This is a genomic window from Cellulomonas sp. Leaf334 (assembly GCF_001424195.1).
GTDB lineage: Bacteria > Actinomycetota > Actinomycetes > Actinomycetales > Cellulomonadaceae > Cellulomonas.
In genome coordinates, this window is record NZ_LMOO01000008.1 from 485,006 (window position 1) to 501,561 (window position 16,556).

13 protein-coding genes are annotated in these 16,556 nt (G+C 69.9%); 9 read left to right on the forward strand and 4 right to left on the reverse strand.

The features are described from left to right. Positions 1–24: 24 nt before the first annotated feature. Positions 25–837, reverse strand: coding sequence for a GAP family protein (locus tag ASF78_RS20335; protein ID WP_235518730.1), 813 nt, complete (start codon positions 835–837; stop codon positions 25–27). A 138-nt stretch (positions 838–975) separates the two neighbouring features. Between ASF78_RS20335 and ASF78_RS20340 the strand changes: the two genes are divergently transcribed. The 9 genes from ASF78_RS20340 to ASF78_RS20380 all read left to right on the forward strand — a co-directional run bounded on the left by ASF78_RS20340 (position 976) and on the right by ASF78_RS20380 (position 12,067). Next, a complete protein-coding gene (locus tag ASF78_RS20340; RefSeq protein WP_156374260.1) occupies positions 976–1,167 on the forward strand; it encodes a hypothetical protein in 192 nt (63 codons plus the stop codon). 281 nt (positions 1,168–1,448) lie between these two features. Continuing rightward, entirely contained in the window at positions 1,449–2,396 is a 948-nt protein-coding gene (locus tag ASF78_RS20345) for a hypothetical protein (RefSeq protein WP_156374261.1), read from the forward strand. A 613-nt stretch (positions 2,397–3,009) separates the two neighbouring features. Then, on the forward strand, positions 3,010–4,389 hold the full coding sequence (locus tag ASF78_RS20350; protein ID WP_056593879.1) for a GntP family permease: 1,380 nt from the start codon (positions 3,010–3,012) through the stop codon (positions 4,387–4,389). A gap of 3 nt (positions 4,390–4,392) precedes the next feature. After that, positions 4,393–5,160, forward strand: coding sequence for a glucose 1-dehydrogenase (locus ASF78_RS20355; RefSeq protein ID WP_056593881.1), 768 nt, complete (start codon positions 4,393–4,395; stop codon positions 5,158–5,160). Positions 5,161–5,173: 13 nt separating this feature from the next. Next, the gene (locus ASF78_RS20360; protein ID WP_082495232.1) at positions 5,174–6,265 is read left to right on the forward strand and encodes an L-idonate 5-dehydrogenase; all 1,092 of its coding nucleotides are present in this window, start codon (positions 5,174–5,176) and stop codon (positions 6,263–6,265) included. Further along, on the forward strand, positions 6,262–7,863 hold the full coding sequence (locus tag ASF78_RS20365; RefSeq protein ID WP_082495233.1) for a gluconokinase: 1,602 nt from the start codon (positions 6,262–6,264) through the stop codon (positions 7,861–7,863). Before ASF78_RS20360 ends, ASF78_RS20365 begins: the two co-directional genes overlap by 4 nt. Before the next feature lie 504 nt (positions 7,864–8,367). Then, on the forward strand, positions 8,368–9,486 hold the full coding sequence (locus ASF78_RS20370; protein WP_156374262.1) for a hypothetical protein: 1,119 nt from the start codon (positions 8,368–8,370) through the stop codon (positions 9,484–9,486). A gap of 189 nt (positions 9,487–9,675) precedes the next feature. After that, complete coding sequence (locus ASF78_RS20375; protein WP_056593884.1) at positions 9,676–10,116, forward strand: hypothetical protein; 441 nt, start codon at positions 9,676–9,678, stop codon at positions 10,114–10,116. Positions 10,117–10,573: 457 nt separating this feature from the next. Further along, entirely contained in the window at positions 10,574–12,067 is a 1,494-nt protein-coding gene (locus tag ASF78_RS20380; RefSeq protein ID WP_056593887.1) for an NAD(P)-binding protein, read from the forward strand. Positions 12,068–12,154: 87 nt separating this feature from the next. Here ASF78_RS20380 and ASF78_RS20385 read toward each other — a convergent pair whose 3' ends face one another. From ASF78_RS20385 to ASF78_RS20395, 3 genes are read right to left on the reverse strand one after another with little or no spacing between them, the layout of a single operon-like run. After that, positions 12,155–13,630, reverse strand: a complete 1,476-nt coding sequence (locus tag ASF78_RS20385; RefSeq protein WP_056593890.1) for a C69 family dipeptidase — start codon at positions 13,628–13,630, stop codon at positions 12,155–12,157. Between the two features lie 32 nt (positions 13,631–13,662). After that, entirely contained in the window at positions 13,663–15,045 is a 1,383-nt protein-coding gene (locus ASF78_RS20390) for an agmatine deiminase family protein (RefSeq protein WP_056593892.1), read from the reverse strand. After that, positions 15,042–16,232 carry a phosphatidylserine decarboxylase family protein gene (locus ASF78_RS20395; RefSeq protein WP_200940666.1) on the reverse strand — a complete coding sequence of 397 codons (1,191 nt, stop codon included), beginning with the start codon at positions 16,230–16,232 and terminating at the stop codon, positions 15,042–15,044. Before ASF78_RS20395 ends, ASF78_RS20390 begins: the two co-directional genes overlap by 4 nt. Positions 16,233–16,556: the final 324 nt, after the last annotated feature.

A 16,556-nucleotide genomic window follows, 5' to 3' on the forward strand; every position in this document is an offset into this window, starting at 1 on the left:
CGGTCCGTGCAGCGTGCCCGATCCTCAGAATGCAGTGATGGCGTCGCCGATCAGTTTGGCGCCGATGACGGCGAGCAGGACGGCCATGATGATCGCGTTGTCGCGCACCATCCAGGTTTTGAGCTCCTCCAGCATCCGCGCGGCCCGGGTTCCCATCACCAGGTACAGGACCAGCGGGGCCGCGACCCCGAGGCTGGCGACGACCGCGAACACCAGGACCGCACCCGTCGTGGCGCTGGTCTCTGTGGTCGCGGCCGCGATCGTCGCGCCACCGGAGACAAGCAGCAGCAGGTTCTTCGGGTTCACCGCCGAAAGCAGCACCGCCAGCCCGAACGCCCGCGGCGCGGTGAACGTGTCGATGGCCTGCATCCATTTCGGCGTCGCCGGCTCGAAACCGTCTTTGGGCCGCCCGCGCCATTGCCGCACCGCAACGAGCAGGAGCGCGAGCCCCAGGACGAGCTTGAGGACCGCGGCCCACGTCGGCGTCGCGTCGCCGTCGGGCGTGGCCGCCCCGGCCAACAGCGCGACCACACCCACGACGACAGCGACGGAGAGCAGCCAGCCGAGCACGAACGCCGTCGCGTTCACCTTGGCGGACTTGCTGAGCAGCATCAGCACGACGGCAACGATCGGCAGCGGGCTGATCAGGACGCCCACGGCGATCGGGAGGGACTGACCTACTGCTGCACCCACAAGAACACTCCCCCGACCTCGGTTCCGGAGCGCGGCGAACGGACGCGTTGACGCCGGCACCGTGAGCGTATCGACACGGCTGGTGCCCAGGCGCGCGACGGGGCGGTAGGGCCGCCACTGGTCACGGCGCTGCACGCTCGCCACGGGTCATCCCGAGTGGAGGTGGTGCCCGTGAGCTTGAGTCGGATGCGCAGCCGCCGTGTTCGGGTACTACTCGGTGATCAGGTACACGAGCTCGGCTGGCTCGACGTGGCGCGACCGGGCCGGTCCCACAACGAGCTCGTGCCCAACGACGACGGGACCATCAGCATCTGGTTCGGCGACGAGCGCTGCGCCGGCAAGCCGAACGTGATCGAGGCGACCGAGGGTCAGCGGTTCTACTACGGCATCCGGATGTACCGGCCGCTCGACGCGGACGAGACCGTGGCGTACGTCGATCGGTTGCGCACGGCGCCGATCAGCCCGACCGGCTGAACCGCTTCCTGAGGCCGGCCGAACCAGCACGCTCGGGTCTCGCATCTGAGGATTCGGACAGGTAGGTGAGACGCGGTCCGTCTCACCTACCTGTCCACCCGCAGGTCACAAGGCCGAGCACCGGACAGCTCCGCTGAGTTCCTACAACGACGGTCTCGCTCGTGTGGCTTCGCACCAGACTTGTCACTTTCGCGTGAACCTGATCTCATCCGCTGTGGCCGTAACGCGTCGCCCGTCGGACGAGTCGGCTGAGTTCCGGCCTCCGGCGGCATGATGACGTCGTGACGAGAGACGAGCGCGACCGAAAGTCGCTGGTGCGTCGACGTGAGCTGCTCCCGCTCCCGATGATCCCGTTGCGTGCGACCCGAGGCTGGCTCGCCGAGAGCGCCACGCGGCCGGACCAGGGGACGTGGGACTACAGACCGCTCGTGATCGGAACCGGCCCGGGCGACGAGGCCCTCGTGCTGGTGAGAGGTCGTGACCGTGAGGATCGGGTGCTGGTGCACCGCGTCGGTGGCGCCGCCCCGGCCGTCGTGCTCGAGGGCACCGTGCCGGCGAGCTTCGTGCAGCCGCTGCCGGGTGGCCGGGTCCTGCTCGTGGCCGCCCGCGGCGAGGCGGGGACGGACAACGCCCAGGTGTGGGACAGCGCTGGGCACCTGGTGGCTTCCGCGTTCGTCGGAGACGCGATCGAGGATGTGCTGACAACGCCAGCAGGGTCGATCTGGGTCGGGTACTTCGACGAGGCGCGCGACGAGATCGGCATGCGCCAACTCGTCCGGTTCGACGGCACCCTGTGCCCCCAGTGGTGGTACCCGTACCCCTCGGCGCGTGCCGACCTTCCGAACGTCTTCGACGTCATGGCGCTCAACGTCCACGAAGAGACCGCGCTCTGCTACGCCTACACGGGCTTCGTGCGGGTGCACTCCGACTCGGTCACCGATCTCGGGCCGCCGGGCGTCCGGGGCGCCCATGCCGTCGTCGTCGACGGTGCTCGAGGCGCGTTCGTCGGCGGCTGGGGCGTCGAGCACGACCTCGTCACGCCCTTCGCGCTGCGCCCGGGCGGAGGGGTCGACGTCGGCGCGCCGGTCGGTCGTCTGGTGCTGCCCGACGGGCGCGACTGCGCGAGGCTCCGTCTCACGTCGCGCGGCGCGGAGCTGGCCGTCGTCGACGGCGACAGGAATCGGTACCGGGTGAGTCTCGACGAGCTCCTCGACGGGCCGCGCTTCTGATTCCCTGGTCCGAAGGTCGGGAACTGATCGGCCGCTTGGGCTACCGGAAGTTCGAGGACACCAGCGCTGATGCTCGAGGCGTCAGCTCCACGACCGTCACGGCTGCCGAGGATGATGTACGTACCGCGGGGCACCGCGGCTGAGGATTCGGACACCTTGCTGAGACGAATGCCGTCTCACCTACTTGTCCGATCGCAGGTGAGGGTATTGGGCTCCGGACAGCCCGGGTGAGTTCCTACAACTCCGCCCACGTGTGGACAGCTGCTCCTGAGCTGCCCACGGCGTGGCCCCTTCTCACCGGGTTGTCCCAGGAGGACAGCGCGTCGCGCGTGCGCGATTCTCTTTCGTGGACCGCAAGGGTGCTAGATCCCCACGCCGAGAGCCGAGAGCCGTACCTCAACCGAAATGTGAGTGCACCCCAGCGTGAGACGCCGCGATCTGTGGGTCACTTCCGGCGGGCGAACCACTCAATAGGGTCCTCACCGGCAGGGGTGCGCAGGGGCAGCCGACGACTCCCTGCCCGGAATGTCAGGCGACAAGAAGTGTGCGAGGCTCGGCAAGCAGGGCCAGCAGCTCGTCAGAAGCACCGGCTTCAATCTGACTTGGAGCTCCGATGGAAGACTTCACCCAGACGCTGGGCGCCGGTCCGCTGCTCGGCATCGCCGCCGCCGCGATCGCCCTGATCCTCGTGCTGGTCATCAAGTTCAAGCTGCACGCGTTCCTGACCCTGATCATCGTGTCGCTGCTCACAGCGCTCGCGACGGGGATACCGCTGGACCAGATCGTGCCGACGCTGGTCACGAGCTTCGGCAACACGCTCGGACCGGTTGCGCTGCTCATCGGGCTGGGCGCGATGCTCGGCAAGCTGATCGAGCACAGCGGCGGCGCGCGGGTGCTCGCTGAGAAGCTCGTCTCCGTCTTCGGTGAGGAGCGGGCCGCGTTCGCGCTCGGCGTGGCATCCCTGATGCTCGGGTTCCCGATCTTCTTCGACGCCGGGCTCGTCGTGATGCTGCCGATCATCTTCGCGGTGGCTCGGCGGCTGGGCGGGAACAACGTGCTGCTGTACGGCATCCCGGCCGCGGCCGCATTCTCCGTCATGCACGTGTTCCTGCCGCCGCACCCCGGCCCCGTCGCAGCGACGGAGCTGTACGACGCCAACCTCGGTCTGGTGCTCCTCATCGGCCTCGCCATCGCGCTGCCGGTCTGGTATCTGTCCGGCTACCTGTGGGGGAAGCGGGTGGGGAAGAAGTACCCGCTCCCGGTCCCTGCGTTGTTCGGCGAGGTCGACCAGGACCAGCCGAGCAATCCTCCGTCGGTCCGCACGGTGATCCTGGTCCTCCTGCTCCCGCTGGTCCTCATCTTCATGAACACCGGCCTCGACGCGGCGGAGGCGGCGGGAGCCGTCGACGGCTCCGCGCTCTGGGTGCAGGGGCTCACTCTCATCGGCACGTCCGGCATCGCACTGCTGATCTCGGTGCTGGTCGCCGCGATCGTGCTCGGCACGCGACGCGGCGAGTCGGGCACTGCGCTCGAGAAGGTCCTCGACTCCTCGCTCGGTCCGGTGGCCTCCGTGATCCTCATCACCGGCGCCGGCGGCATGTTCGGCGGCGTCCTGCGGGCATCGGGCATCGGCGACGCCCTCGCCACGTCGCTGGAGGACATCGGGCTGCCCGTCATTGCGGCGGCGTACCTCATCGCGGTGGTGCTCCGCCTGGCACAGGGCTCGGCCACCGTCGCCCTCGTCACGGCCGCCGGTCTGATGGCACCCGCCGTCGCCGCCGGGGACTTCAGCGCGTTGCAGATCGCCTGCATCGTCCTCGCTACGGCGGCCGGCTCGGTGTTCGCGGGCCACGTCAACGACTCCGGCTTCTGGCTCGTCGGCCGACTGATGGGGATGGACGTGAAGACGACCCTGAAGACCTGGACGGTCCAGCAGGCCCTGGAGTCCGTGCTCGCCTTCGTGCTCATCTCGGTCATCTTCGTGATCGTCTAGACCGTGCGCGATCCCTTCGACGTCAGCGGTCGGCTGGCCCTGGTGACCGGGTCCTCACGCGGCCTCGGCCGATCCTTGGCGACCGGCCTCGCAGATGCCGGAGCACGCGTCGTCCTGCACGGACGGGACCCGGACGCGCTCGCCGCGGCGCAGGCCGAGCTCGTTGCCAGGACCGGCACCGCCCCGGCGACCGTCGCCTTCGACGTGACCGACCCCGCCGCTGTGGACGCCGCGCTGTCCGAGCTGGTCGCGGAGCACGGGGTGCCGGACATCCTGGTCAACAACGCCGGCATCCAGCGCAGGGCGACGTTCGTCGACTTCACCGTGCGCGACTGGGACGACGTCGTCGCGGGCAACCTGTCGAGCGCGTTCTACGTCTCACGCACCATCGCCCGCGGCATGGCCGAGCGCGGCTCGGGGAAGATCGTCAACATCGCGTCGGTGCAGTCCCAGCTCGCCCGGCAGACCATCGCCCCCTATGCCGCCAGCAAGGGCGGCCTGGTCATGCTGACCAAGGGCATGGCCGCGGACCTCGCGTCCTCGGGGGTGCAGGTGAACGCCATCTCACCGGGCTACTTCGCCACCGAGATGAACCGGGCGCTCGTCGAGGACGAGGCGTTCGACGCGTGGGTCGTGCAGCGCACCCCGGCGCGCCGCTGGGGCCGGGCCGAGGAGCTGGTCGGGACCCTGCTCTACCTGTGCTCCGACGCGTCGAGCTTCGTCTCGGGGCAGAACATCTTCGTCGACGGCGGCATGACGGCTGTCGTCTGACCAGGAGGTCGACATGAGGGCACTGGTCATCAGGGGGAAGCTCGACCTCGTCGACGCCGAGCTGCCGACGCCCGAGCCCGGTCCCGGTGAGGTCCGCCTGCGGATGGCCTACGGCGGCATCTGCGGATCGGACCTGCACTACTGGGCGCACGGCGCGAACGGGGAGTACGTGCTGCGGGAACCCCTGGTGCCCGGCCACGAGGTCTCCGGCACGGTCGACCTCGACCCGCGCGGCGACCTTGCGGTCGGTACCCCGGTGGTGGTGCACCCGGCGCGGTTCGGGCTCCCTCAGGCCGGCCTGGAAGACTCTCCGCACCTGTGGCCCGGCGGCTCCTACCTGGGCAGCGCGGCGACCTGGCCGCACACCCAGGGCGGGATGAGCGAGTACCTCGTCGTGCGGCAGGACATGGTGCGTCCGCTCCCCGCGGAGCTGCCGCTGCGGCGGGCCGCCCTGGCGGAGCCTCTCGCCGTCGCGCTGCACGCGATGACGGTCGCGGGCGACGTCGCCGGCGCTCGGGTGCTCGTGTCGGGGTGCGGACCGATTGGCCTGCTCGCGGTCGCGGCCGCCCGGCGGCGCGGGGCCGCCGAGATCGTGGCGGTCGACGTGCTCGCCGGCCCGCTGTCCCGGGCGGTGGCAGTGGGTGCGGACGCCACCGTTCAGGCGGGCGCCGAGGCCCTGCCGGACGGGGTGTTCGACGTCGTGCTGGAGTGCTCCGGGGTCCCGGCCGCGATCGGGCCGGCGCTGCGCGGTGCACGACGTCGCGGCGTGGTCGTCCAGGTGGGCATGGTGCCGGACGAGCCGCGACCGGTGAACCTCGCCGCGCTCGTCTCGCGCGAGCTCCAGCTGCGCGGGACGTTCCGGTTCCACGACGAGATCGACGAGGCGATCCGGATGCTGACGGAAGGTGTCGGCCTGGAGGCGGTCATCACCCACGAGCTGCCGGCGGACCAAGCCGAGCAGGCGTTCCACACCGCGCAGGACTCCGAGGCGTCCGGCAAGGTGCTGATCCGGCTCTGGCACGACGGCGAGCTCGTGGGCGACCGCCGGGGTGACCAGGGGTCCGCACCCGTCGCGGAGCAGGGACGGACGGAGGGCACGGCATGAGCGGAACGATCGAGGACGGCCAGCGCCAGGTCGGCAGGAGCGCGGAGCAGCACACAGCGGCGTCGCCCGGGATGGTCGTCATCGGCGTCGACCTGGGCACCACGAGCACCAAGGCCGTCGCCTTCGCCACCGACGGGACGCCGGTCGCCTCACACTCCGCCGGGTACCCGCTCGAGGAGCCCCACCCCGGTCACGCCGTCCAGGACTCCTCGCGCATCCTGGACGCGGTGCTGGAGGCGGTGCGCACCGTGGTCGCGGAGGTCGGCGCCGCACGGGTCGCAGGCCTGTCGTTCAGCGCGGCGATGCACAGCGTCATCGGGCTGTCCCCCACCGGCGACCCGCTCACCGAGGTCGTCACGTGGGCCGACACCCGGTCCCGTGCGCAGGCAGAACGGCTCCGCGCCTCTCCGGGAGGCCTCGCCTTGCACCGCCGCACCGGGACCCCGCTCCACCCCATGTCGCCGCTGCCCAAGCTCATCTGGTTCCGAGAGCAGGAGCCGAAGCTGTGCGAGGGTGTCGGCTTCTGGGTCGGCATCAAGGAGTTCGTGCTCCTGCGCATGTGCGGTGCCCTGGTGACCGACCACTCGATCGCCTCCGCGACCGGCCTGATGACCATGGCGACCCTCGCCTGGGACGACGAGGCGCTCACCCTCGCCGGCATCACCGCCGACCAGCTGCCCGAGATCGTCTCCACCACCACGGTCCTGCCCGGGCTGACAGCCGACGCAGCCGCTGCGACCGGCCTGCCGCAGAGCACGCCGGTCGTCGTCGGGGGCGCGGACGGACCGCTGGCCAATCTCGGGGTCGGCGCCGTCCGGCCCGGCGTGGCAGCGTGCTCCATCGGCACCAGCGGAGCGCTCAGGGTCGCCGTCGAGAAGCCGGCGGTCGACCCCCTCGGCGGCGTGTTCTGCTACGCCCTGACAGCCACCCGGTGGGTCGTCGGAGGCGCCATCAACAACGGCGGGCTGGTCCTCGGATGGGCGCACGACGCCCTCGCGCCCGAGTTCACCGACCCGCCCGAGCCCGAGCTGCTGGCGCTCGCCGCACGCGCGGCGCCGGGGTCCGGCGGGCTGCTCATGCTCCCTTACCTGCTCAGCGAGCGGGCGCCGCACTGGAGCTCACTCCCCCGCGGCGCGTACGTCGGCCTGACGCGCGCGCACCGGCGCGAGCACCTCGTCCGGGCGGCGATCGAGGGCGTCTGCCTGCAGCTGGCGCTGGTGCTCGGCTCGATGCGCGCCGCGGGCCTGGAGGTCACCGAGATCCGTGCGACGGGCGGCGTCATGCGCAGTCCGTTCTGGCGCCAGATGCTCGCCGACACCCTCGACATGGACATCGCCTTCGCCGAGGGGCACGAGGGGTCGAGCTTCGGCGCAGCCCTGCTCGGGATGGAGGCGCTCGGTCTCATCCCGTCCATCGACGTCGTCGCGGACATGATCGAGATCGAGGAGGTCGTGCGGCCCCGCCCAGCGGCCGCTGCGGTCTACACCACGCTGCTGCCGGTCTTCACCGAGCTCTACGACGCCCTCGTGCCGGCCTTCACCTCGCTGCGCCGGCTGGCGCCGTCGCTGCCCGCCGAGCTCGACGACCCACCCGCCTGAACCTGAGCGGCCCACGCCCCGAGCTGTTCGACGACTGGCATTCTCGCCACAGTCGGTGCGGACGTGCCGGTCGACGACGTGAATCCCGACGCCGTCCGCATCGACCTCAGCCTGACGAGCTAGCGCCCCCGGGGACAGCCTTCCGGCGGCCATCCCGAGGATTCGGACAACTACGTGAGACAACGGTCGTCCCAACTAGTTGTCCCGCGGCAGGTCGGAGCGTCACCGCTGGACAAGTCCGGTGAGTTCCTACACCGACCACCGCGATCTGTGGGATCCCGATCTCCATGCCCCCATCCCACCTACCGGTCCGCCGCATGTCCGCGACGGGCAACCAGGCCACAGCCCGTCATCCGGAGACAGTGCTGGAAGAGATGGGTGACGAGAACGACTCACGCTGGTGAGCGAGATCCACCACCTGTGCTTCATGTCGTCTTGCCGGGGCGTCTGCGCGACTGACACCATCACGGCCATGACCCGCAGAATCGAGTCCTACGCCCGCCGGTGAGCGCACCGACCGAGCCCCCGCCGCTCGGACCCCCGATCACCCTGTACGAGCACGCACGACGGCTGCACGAGCAGAACCCGGACCGCCCTCTCCCGCGCGAAGGCCAGCCGTTCCCGGACGACGAGCGCCGCGGGGGGAAGCGACGGCCGCGGCCGGCGGGCGACAGTCGCGCTCGCGGTTCCGAGGTCGCAGCAGTTCTCGATGCCCACTTCGGTCGACCGGACGCGCACGCGAGCGAGCTCCTCGACGCGTTCCGTAGCCTCGACGTTCCCATCCACCGCAATGACCATGTCGCCGCGGCGGCGTTGCGGGCGGACCGTGAGCGGGTACGGGAGACGGGCCGGTGGCTGGTGCGGCACAGTACCGACCGAGGTGCGGCCGTGGTGGGGCTTGCCCTGCTGGCGACGGACTGGTCCGACGACGACATCCCCCTCATCACGACCATCGGTCTGCTCTCGACGTGGTTCGGGCCGTTGGCCGCAGAGGCGCTGCGACGCCGAGGAGCTGGCGACGCGCTGCTGTGGTTGGCCGAGCGGGTTGCTGGTTGGGGTCGGGTCTACGTCGTCGAGGCGCTGTGCCGCTGGGGCCTCTCCCCCGCCGCCCGGGCGTGGTTGCTGCGCCACGCGTGTGACGGCGACTTCCTGAACGGCTACTTCGCCGGCCAGGTCGCCACCGCTGCGCACCTGCACGAGGCAATCACCGGAGCGGACGTCGACGACGCCCTGATCGACCACACCGGTCGGCTCCTGAGCAGCATGGCCGGCCGTGAGGGCAGGGGCATGACCCTGGAGCACTACCCACCGGCTCCCCTCGTCCTGGCCGCGCACGCCGCTCACCTCGCGCACCAGACACCCTCCGTGGACCGGTACGTCGACGCCGCGGCGATCGCCGACCACCTGGCCGCCGAGCCCCGAGGCGGAAGCAACAGCTGGACCGAGCAGCGGGCCACGCTCGCCCCGCCGTACCTCGCCGTACTCCTCCGACCCGACTGGCGTGACGCGGTCCGCGCCGACCTCGACCCGACCAGCCACGTCTTCGCCTGGCTCGCCAGCGGGGTCGCGGCGCGGCTGGGCCTCACCGTGCTCGCCGACGGTGCGGAACACGGTGTGCACTGAGCGGGGTCGGCTCAGGGCCTTCGCTCAAGGGTCTTGCCAACTGGCAGGTGGAGGTTCACGCGGAGTCTCACCGAGTTGGCCAAGCGGGATGCCCGACGCGACGGGCGCGTCCAGGAGCCGGGCGTCGAGTGGCTCGATGAGATCGCAATTCTCGGGATCCGGCAGAGGGCGACGTGGGACGCTCGCACCGTGACCGAGCACCCGAAGCGGGACCCCCTACACCTCGAGATCTTGCGCGCCCGCGAAGCGCACCGGGTCTGGGTCGACGCGTGGTCGACGCCGCCCGGGACGTCGTTCGACGACGTCGCCCGCCGCGCAGGCCTGGAGCTGCTCGGTGACCGGTGGGAGGTGATCGGCCGCGACGCCGCCGTCGACCTGCTGACGCTCCTGCTCCACCGGGACCTTGCGTACGACGGCGTCGTCGTCCCGGCGCCGCGAGCACGCGAGCTCGCCGAGGGGTTCGTCGGGTCGTTCGGTCCGGCGGAGTGCCGCATCGCGACCAACCGGCTCGTGCATGACGGGCAGTTCGAGTCCGCCTGGAACGGCGTGACGTCCTTCACGTTCGACGCCGGCGTGATCGTCGTCAGCCAGGAGCGGGCCGGGGTGCTCTGGGTCGCCGACGAGGACTGAGGAGGCGCGTCACACGTCAGCGCGCCGTACCGACCGCCCGGCAGGTCGGCCTGTCGTCGTCCCCGGCACGCCGGGGGGCGGTCCGCGAGATCGTCGCCGCCCACCCCGGGCGGGACGTGGTGCTCGTCGGTCACGGGACCGCCTGGACCCTGCTCGCTGCCGAGCTCACCGGCACCGAGCCTGACCTGGAAACGCTGGGGGGCCCTCGCCATGCCCGGCGTCATCGTCGAGACCGATCGCCACCCCTGAGACCCCCAGGGGCGGAGTGGCTCACCGACGGGTTCCACCACGTCGAGTGGCACGAACTCGTGGGCGCGGGCATTTCAGCACGAACGGGCAATCGCATCCCCCGGCGCTGTTCAAGCAACTATTCGGACCCTATTTTGGTCGTGACGAACGAATGAATGCGCCTTCCGGCCGCAACTCTGCCCGCGGCACGAGCACGGACACCCGATGAATGGCCGAGGAGGTCGCAGGAATGGAAGTTGTCTATCAGACCGGCGGAACCCGCGTCGTTGTCAATCCGGCGCTCCTCGTGGTCGCGTGCGACCCGCGTGCGCTCGAGCCGGTGATGGAATACACACCTCAAGAGCGGGTGCTGCTGAGCTCGCTCCGCAACTTCACCTTTTACACGACGTGTCTGCGGGTCTATCCGCGCAGGGTGCAGGATCGGGTCGTCATCCTCGCTCCCGACATCGTCGAGTCTCAGACGGGCCTCGTGCAGGGGTATCGCAACGAGACGGCAAAAGAGTGGGGCCTTTCGGCGGCGAGCCGCGCCGAGACCAACGTGGTCACGACGTATCAGATGGTCGGGGTCGACGGTGCGTCCAATCCCGGTGTCCTCGCCGCACAGCGGAAAGCATTCCTGGACAGTCCGCCGTCGTGGTGGCCGTTCCAACCCGGCCGGTACGAGATCGTGCAGGTCGACGAGAATCAGAACGGCGCGATCCACCCGGCCGTGAACCCGTTGCTGACACCGTATTTCAACCAGTTCACCTTCGGCGCCCTCGAGGGCGGAGCTCCGTGGCGCTGGCTCGACATGCAGGGCGCGAACGACACGGTGTACGTCCACGCGTCGACGTGCTTCGAGTCCGTCCTGCACTGCTGGTCGTATCTGAACATCCTGCTCGACGCGAAGCCGGCACTGCTTTCCGCAGCCAGGGACAGTGCCATCGTCGTCATCGGTGCGGGCGTCAGCGGGCTGCTCTTCGCGCAGCGTTTCATCGACCTGGGCTTCACCAACATCACGCTGCTGGAGAAGACGGATCGATTCGCCGGCAAGACGCATTCGTTGCAGGTGCCGGATCAGGGCGGCACATCGATCGCCGAGCTCGGCACGTGCTATCTGTCGCCGGCGTACGACGACATGGTGGATGCACTCTCCGAGTTCACGGTCGGGAACGAACGCGTGGCCGTCGCGCACGGGTCCGGGCGAGGCATCGTCGTCGGCACGCCGCCGAACGAGACGGTCATGTCCTTCAGCGACTACGGGCTCATGGCTGCCTGTCAGTATCTCGGTTTCGGGTGGCCCTGCAGCAGGGCGAAACAGGATCTGGCGTACCTCGAGCTCGTGGCGGCCGCCGGGATCTACGTCGGCCTGCGCTTCGAGATCTTCGGCAGCGTCGACGGCGCCATGCCTGTCTCGAGGCCGGTCGGCGACCCGTACGGCGTCTTCTCGAAGACCTTCGCGCAGTATCTCGATGACAACAGGATGGGGGCGCTGAAGGGCTATCTGATGTATGCCTACCAAGTGCAGGGCTATGGCGATCTCGACAAGATCCCCGCGTACTACGGTCTCGTGTGGGTCATGCCGGACATGGCGTGGCCGTTCGGCGAGACGAGCGGCGTCACGGCCTGGCAGAAGGGCTGGGAGGACGTCTGGGATCAGATGGTCACGAAGCGCAAGATGAACATCACGCTGAACACCGACATCATCAGCATCCGCCGCTGACGGCACGACGCGGTCGACGGAGGTCTTCCGGACCGCGACGGAGCTCCTCCTCGTCCGGTAGCCCTCCGTCACGAGCCGACGATCGACTCACTCGACGGTCGACGGATCCGGGAGATCCGTCGACGGCACGGCCTGTGCCCCCGTGATCGCCAGCGCGTGCAGGGTGGCGTCGGAGGCGGCCATCTCCGTCAGGAGCGCGGCGGTGGCGCGGTGGGCGAGCTCGACACCCTGGCCGAGGGTCCCCGCGTCGAGCCGCGCCGCCAGCTCGACGGCCGTCTCGGGCGACTGCGCGTGGGCGGTCCGCAGCAGTGCGCTGATCAGCGGCGCCTCCCGCAGGAACTCCTGCTCGACGGCCGGCCACCACGGGGCGCGAAGACCCGGGTTCACCTGCGCGTCGAGCCTCTCCAGGGCATGGGCGCCGTGGAACGCCCAGTAGGCCGACGAGTGACTGAACTCGTTGGCCCCCCGGGTGTAGGCCGCGGGGATCAGGGCCGGGACGTTGTGCAGCGGCAGGTAGGGAGCACCGAGCGGCGTGCTGATCGCCTGCCAGATGCTGCCGGTCAGGGCGGGCGGCTGATGGGGGTCCATCGTGATGATGTGGCTCTCGGCCGTCTTCTCGTACCCGATCGGCCGGTCCGCCTTGCCCTCCAGCACCGTGCCGACGTAGGTGGCGCGCAGCACCGACATCACCTGCTCGGCGGAGATCGGGGCGTCGGGTCGCAGGAAGAGCGGGTACTGGGGCAGGCGGGGCGGCTGGTGCAGGGACGGGCTGAGCCGGAGCTGCGCGAGCCAGACCCGGTCGGTGTTGTACGGCACGCCGAGCACGCCGACAGCCCGCGCGAAGTCGAAGCGGTGGCGGTCCGGCGCGGCGAGCAGACCGTGGTCGACGACGAACTCGAACAACCCGGGCGACGAGAGCACACCCGGGCCGTCCAGGTCGACGTCGTGGATGCGCAGCCCGTTGGCGACCGCCACGTAGCAGTCGTCCGGGATCCGGGCTGCGAGCCAGTGGTGCGCCGTCCCGATCTCGACGTACCAGCACTCGGACGCGTCGGCGATCAGCACACCGTTCGGCTCGCTGGCCCCGAGCTCCTGGACGTACGAGCCGAGCAGGAGCACGCCGTGCCGCGCCGACTCGGCCTGCGGCAGGATCAGCGTCGTCATGATCGACTCCGCCACCCCCGTCGCCGGGTAGGGGTCGGCGGCCATGGCGGCCGCGTTCGTCGCCATCGAGTTCGTCGCGGACATCGCGACGTTGCGCGCGTTGATGCCGCGCTCCTCGAAGAAGAAGTGGTCGCCGATCCCGGCACCCGCCTCCGTGGCGCCGGCGGCGTCGGGCATCGCGCTGTACGCGAAGCCGTTCGTCGGCACCGGGACCCGCAGCCCGTTGCCGAGCGTCCACACACCCGCGTCGACGACAGGGCTGCCCGGGACGAGGTACTCGGGCACCTCGCGGTAGGTGAGCATCTTGTTCCAGTTCATCCTGGTGAAGTCCTCGTTCCGGGCCAGGAGCACCACCCCGCCCTGGGTGGCGCCCGTGCCGCAGGCGACGCTCGTGCACATCCCGTACCCCTCCCTGCCGACGAGTGCGGTGCTCAGCCGGCGACGAGCGGCGGCTGCTGGCTCGCGACCCAGCTGTCGACCACGGCCCGCGGCACCATGTGGGTGCGGCAGTGCAGGGCGTCGGTGCCCAGCCACGGGGTGTCGGGCTTCGGCGGGATCCCGACGATGGTGTAGCCGGGCAGGGCCTGCTGGTAGACCGCCAGGGCCGCGGCGTCCCGCTGCTCGTAGGGCGCACCCGCGACGGGCACGTAGACGTGGTCGTTGAGGATCAGGCTGTTCGTGTACGCAGCCGTCGTCGCGGTGGGTGGCGTCGCGTCGGGGATGTACATGTCCTGACACATGACCCGGAACACCTGGAAGCCCTGGGCGGCGAACGTCGACGCGATGGCCGTGAGCGCGGCGCTCACCTTCGGGTCCATCGAGTCGGCGATCAGCACCTTGTCATCGGCCAGGAACTTGCCCCAGCAGTCGATGTGGCCGATGTAGGTGCCGGTCGGGTCCGAGAGCACGTGATAGGTGTTCACTCCCATGAAGCGGTTGAACTGACCCAGGATGTACTCCATCCGCTGGTCGATCACCGGGTCGGACGGGTCGCCGCCCGAGCCCCCGCCGGGCACGGGGAGCGCGTTCTGCGTCGCGACGAGGTAGCTGGAGGCGAGCACCCCCTTGCCGGTGACCATGTAGTTGCCGCCCACCTCGAGCAACCCGGTGAAGAACCAGTCGTGCGGCGCGATCTGGGGCAGCTTCTTGGTGTTCCAGGCGGCTTCGTTCCAGGCGCGGACCGGAGCGTTGAGGTAGTCGGACAGCTTGACGGCGGCGGAGTCGTCGTTGGGGCGGAAGATGCCGAGTCCCTCACGAGGATCGACGTGCTCGGCGCCCGCCACCAGACCGACGGAGCCTCCGCCGAGCGTGGTGTAGACGTGCTTCGCGATCGCGTACCTGCCAGGCTGCTGGTACTGCATCCACCAGGGGCTGTAGTCGCGCGTCCAGTAGGTGTCGGTGTCCCACGGGACGAGGTGGACGAAGTCGGGCAGGAACGTCAGGTTCAGCGTCTGAGCGGCTGCGGCGAAACGTGCCAGGAGGACGTCGAGCTGGCTCGCGTCGTCGCAGAAGATGAAGATGTGGACGGGCGCGCTCGAGTCCGCCTGCTGCATGCGGATGATCAGCTCGTCGGGGATGCCGAAGTTCCGCGGTCCGCTCGGCGGGAGCTGGACCTCTCCCGTGTCGACGACCGTGCCGGGGTAGCTGATGGCGACCCCACCGGCGGGAGAGTACTCGGGCAGCGCAAGGGCCGCGGACGGTGTGGGGTTGGTGTAGATCTTCGACGGCGGCGGGGTCAGAGGGACGCCGGTCTGCAGCTCGAAGAGCTTCGCCAGGCCCTCGGGCGTGGGACGGTTCGGCACCTGCGGGGTCATGAGTCTCCTCCGGTCACGGTCGCGATGCGTGAGTTGATCGGGATGTTGGACGAGTTGAGCCCGGGCACCTGCCCGTGCAGGTCGAACTGCAGGCGGACGCCCGGCCGGAAGATCAGGCAGTGCGTCGAGCCACCGAAATGGAACATGCCGAGCTGGTCGCCCTTGCGGACCCGTTGTCCCTCGTAGACCGTGATGTCGCAGGTGGAGACCTCGGCCATCCCCACGGGCATGAAGCACATGAGTCCGATGGCCGGGTTGTCGGCCTCGATGAAGATCAACGCGCGGGTCGCGACCTCGGTGATGTAGGCCTGCGAGTCGTTGGGGCCGGAAGGGTCGTACCCCTCGGCCGGCGTCTCGGAGTAGTACGTGCCGGGCACCACCTGGGTCTTGACGATCACGCCGTCGACCGGGCTGTGCCACCGGTGGTAGCTCAAGGCGCTCAGGAACGCCTGGTAGACCGTGCCGCCGACGAACTGCGGCGTCAGCGGATCCTCGGCGAGCATGTGCGCCAAGGAGTACGGCTGGCCCTTGAGCCAGAACTGCTCGCGCTCCGCGACGTTCGAGGCCACCCGGTACGGCGCGGACTCGCACGCGTTGACGAGGACGCCGGCGTCCGTCGGCGAGGCGATCGGGCGGACGCCCGGACGGAACTGCCGGGTGAAGAAGTCGTCCCAGGACGTGAATCCCCAGTGCGGGGCGCTCGGATCGCACACGTACGTCTTGGCGACGTCGCCCAGCTTCTTCAGTGCCGCCGGCCCGAGCCAACCGGTGGCGGAGCTGTTGAGCACCGCGGTGGAGTCGGCCGACCGGAGGAATGTCGCCCACTCGTCGAGCATCTTCGCGAACTGCTCGTTCGCCTGGTCGTTCAGGAAGGCCGCGTACCCGGCGGGGGTGCCCATCGCCCAGTCGAGGATCGCGTTGATCGGGAAGCCGACGAGACCGGTGTCGTTGTATCCGGGCGCGTGGGTCATGACGTGGTTGAAGAGCGCCAGCATCGCGTCGATCGTGCGGACCTGCGGCTGCCCGGTGGGGTCCTTGTCGTACGGGACCTGGACCAGCATCGCCGTGAAGAGCATGTAGATCTCAGGGTCACGCAGGATGACCTGGCGGAACTCCTCCACCACGGGCAGCAGCGGAGCGGCGAGGTCGACCTGGGCGAGGAGGTCCGCCAACCAGTCGTCGAGCACTCGTTGGTCCGACGGAAGCCATTCCCCGACTCGGTACTGCGGAGCACTCATGACCATGTCCCCCTCGATGCAGAACGTCGAACGACGTCGGACGAGCTCCCCCGGCGGATCCGACCCCCTGCACAGACGCGGCGGTGCGGCGTCTGTGCAGGAGGGTTCGTCGACCGGACGGTGAGCACGGCGACCGAGGTCTCGACCCGCTGCGCCTCACGCATGTGCCCCCCGGCCCGCACGTCGCACCCGGGCCCCCGCCCGAGATGTCCGTTCCTCGACCTTGGTCGGGTCACCGACCGGCGCACATCAGCAATCGCTACGCAAGCGCCT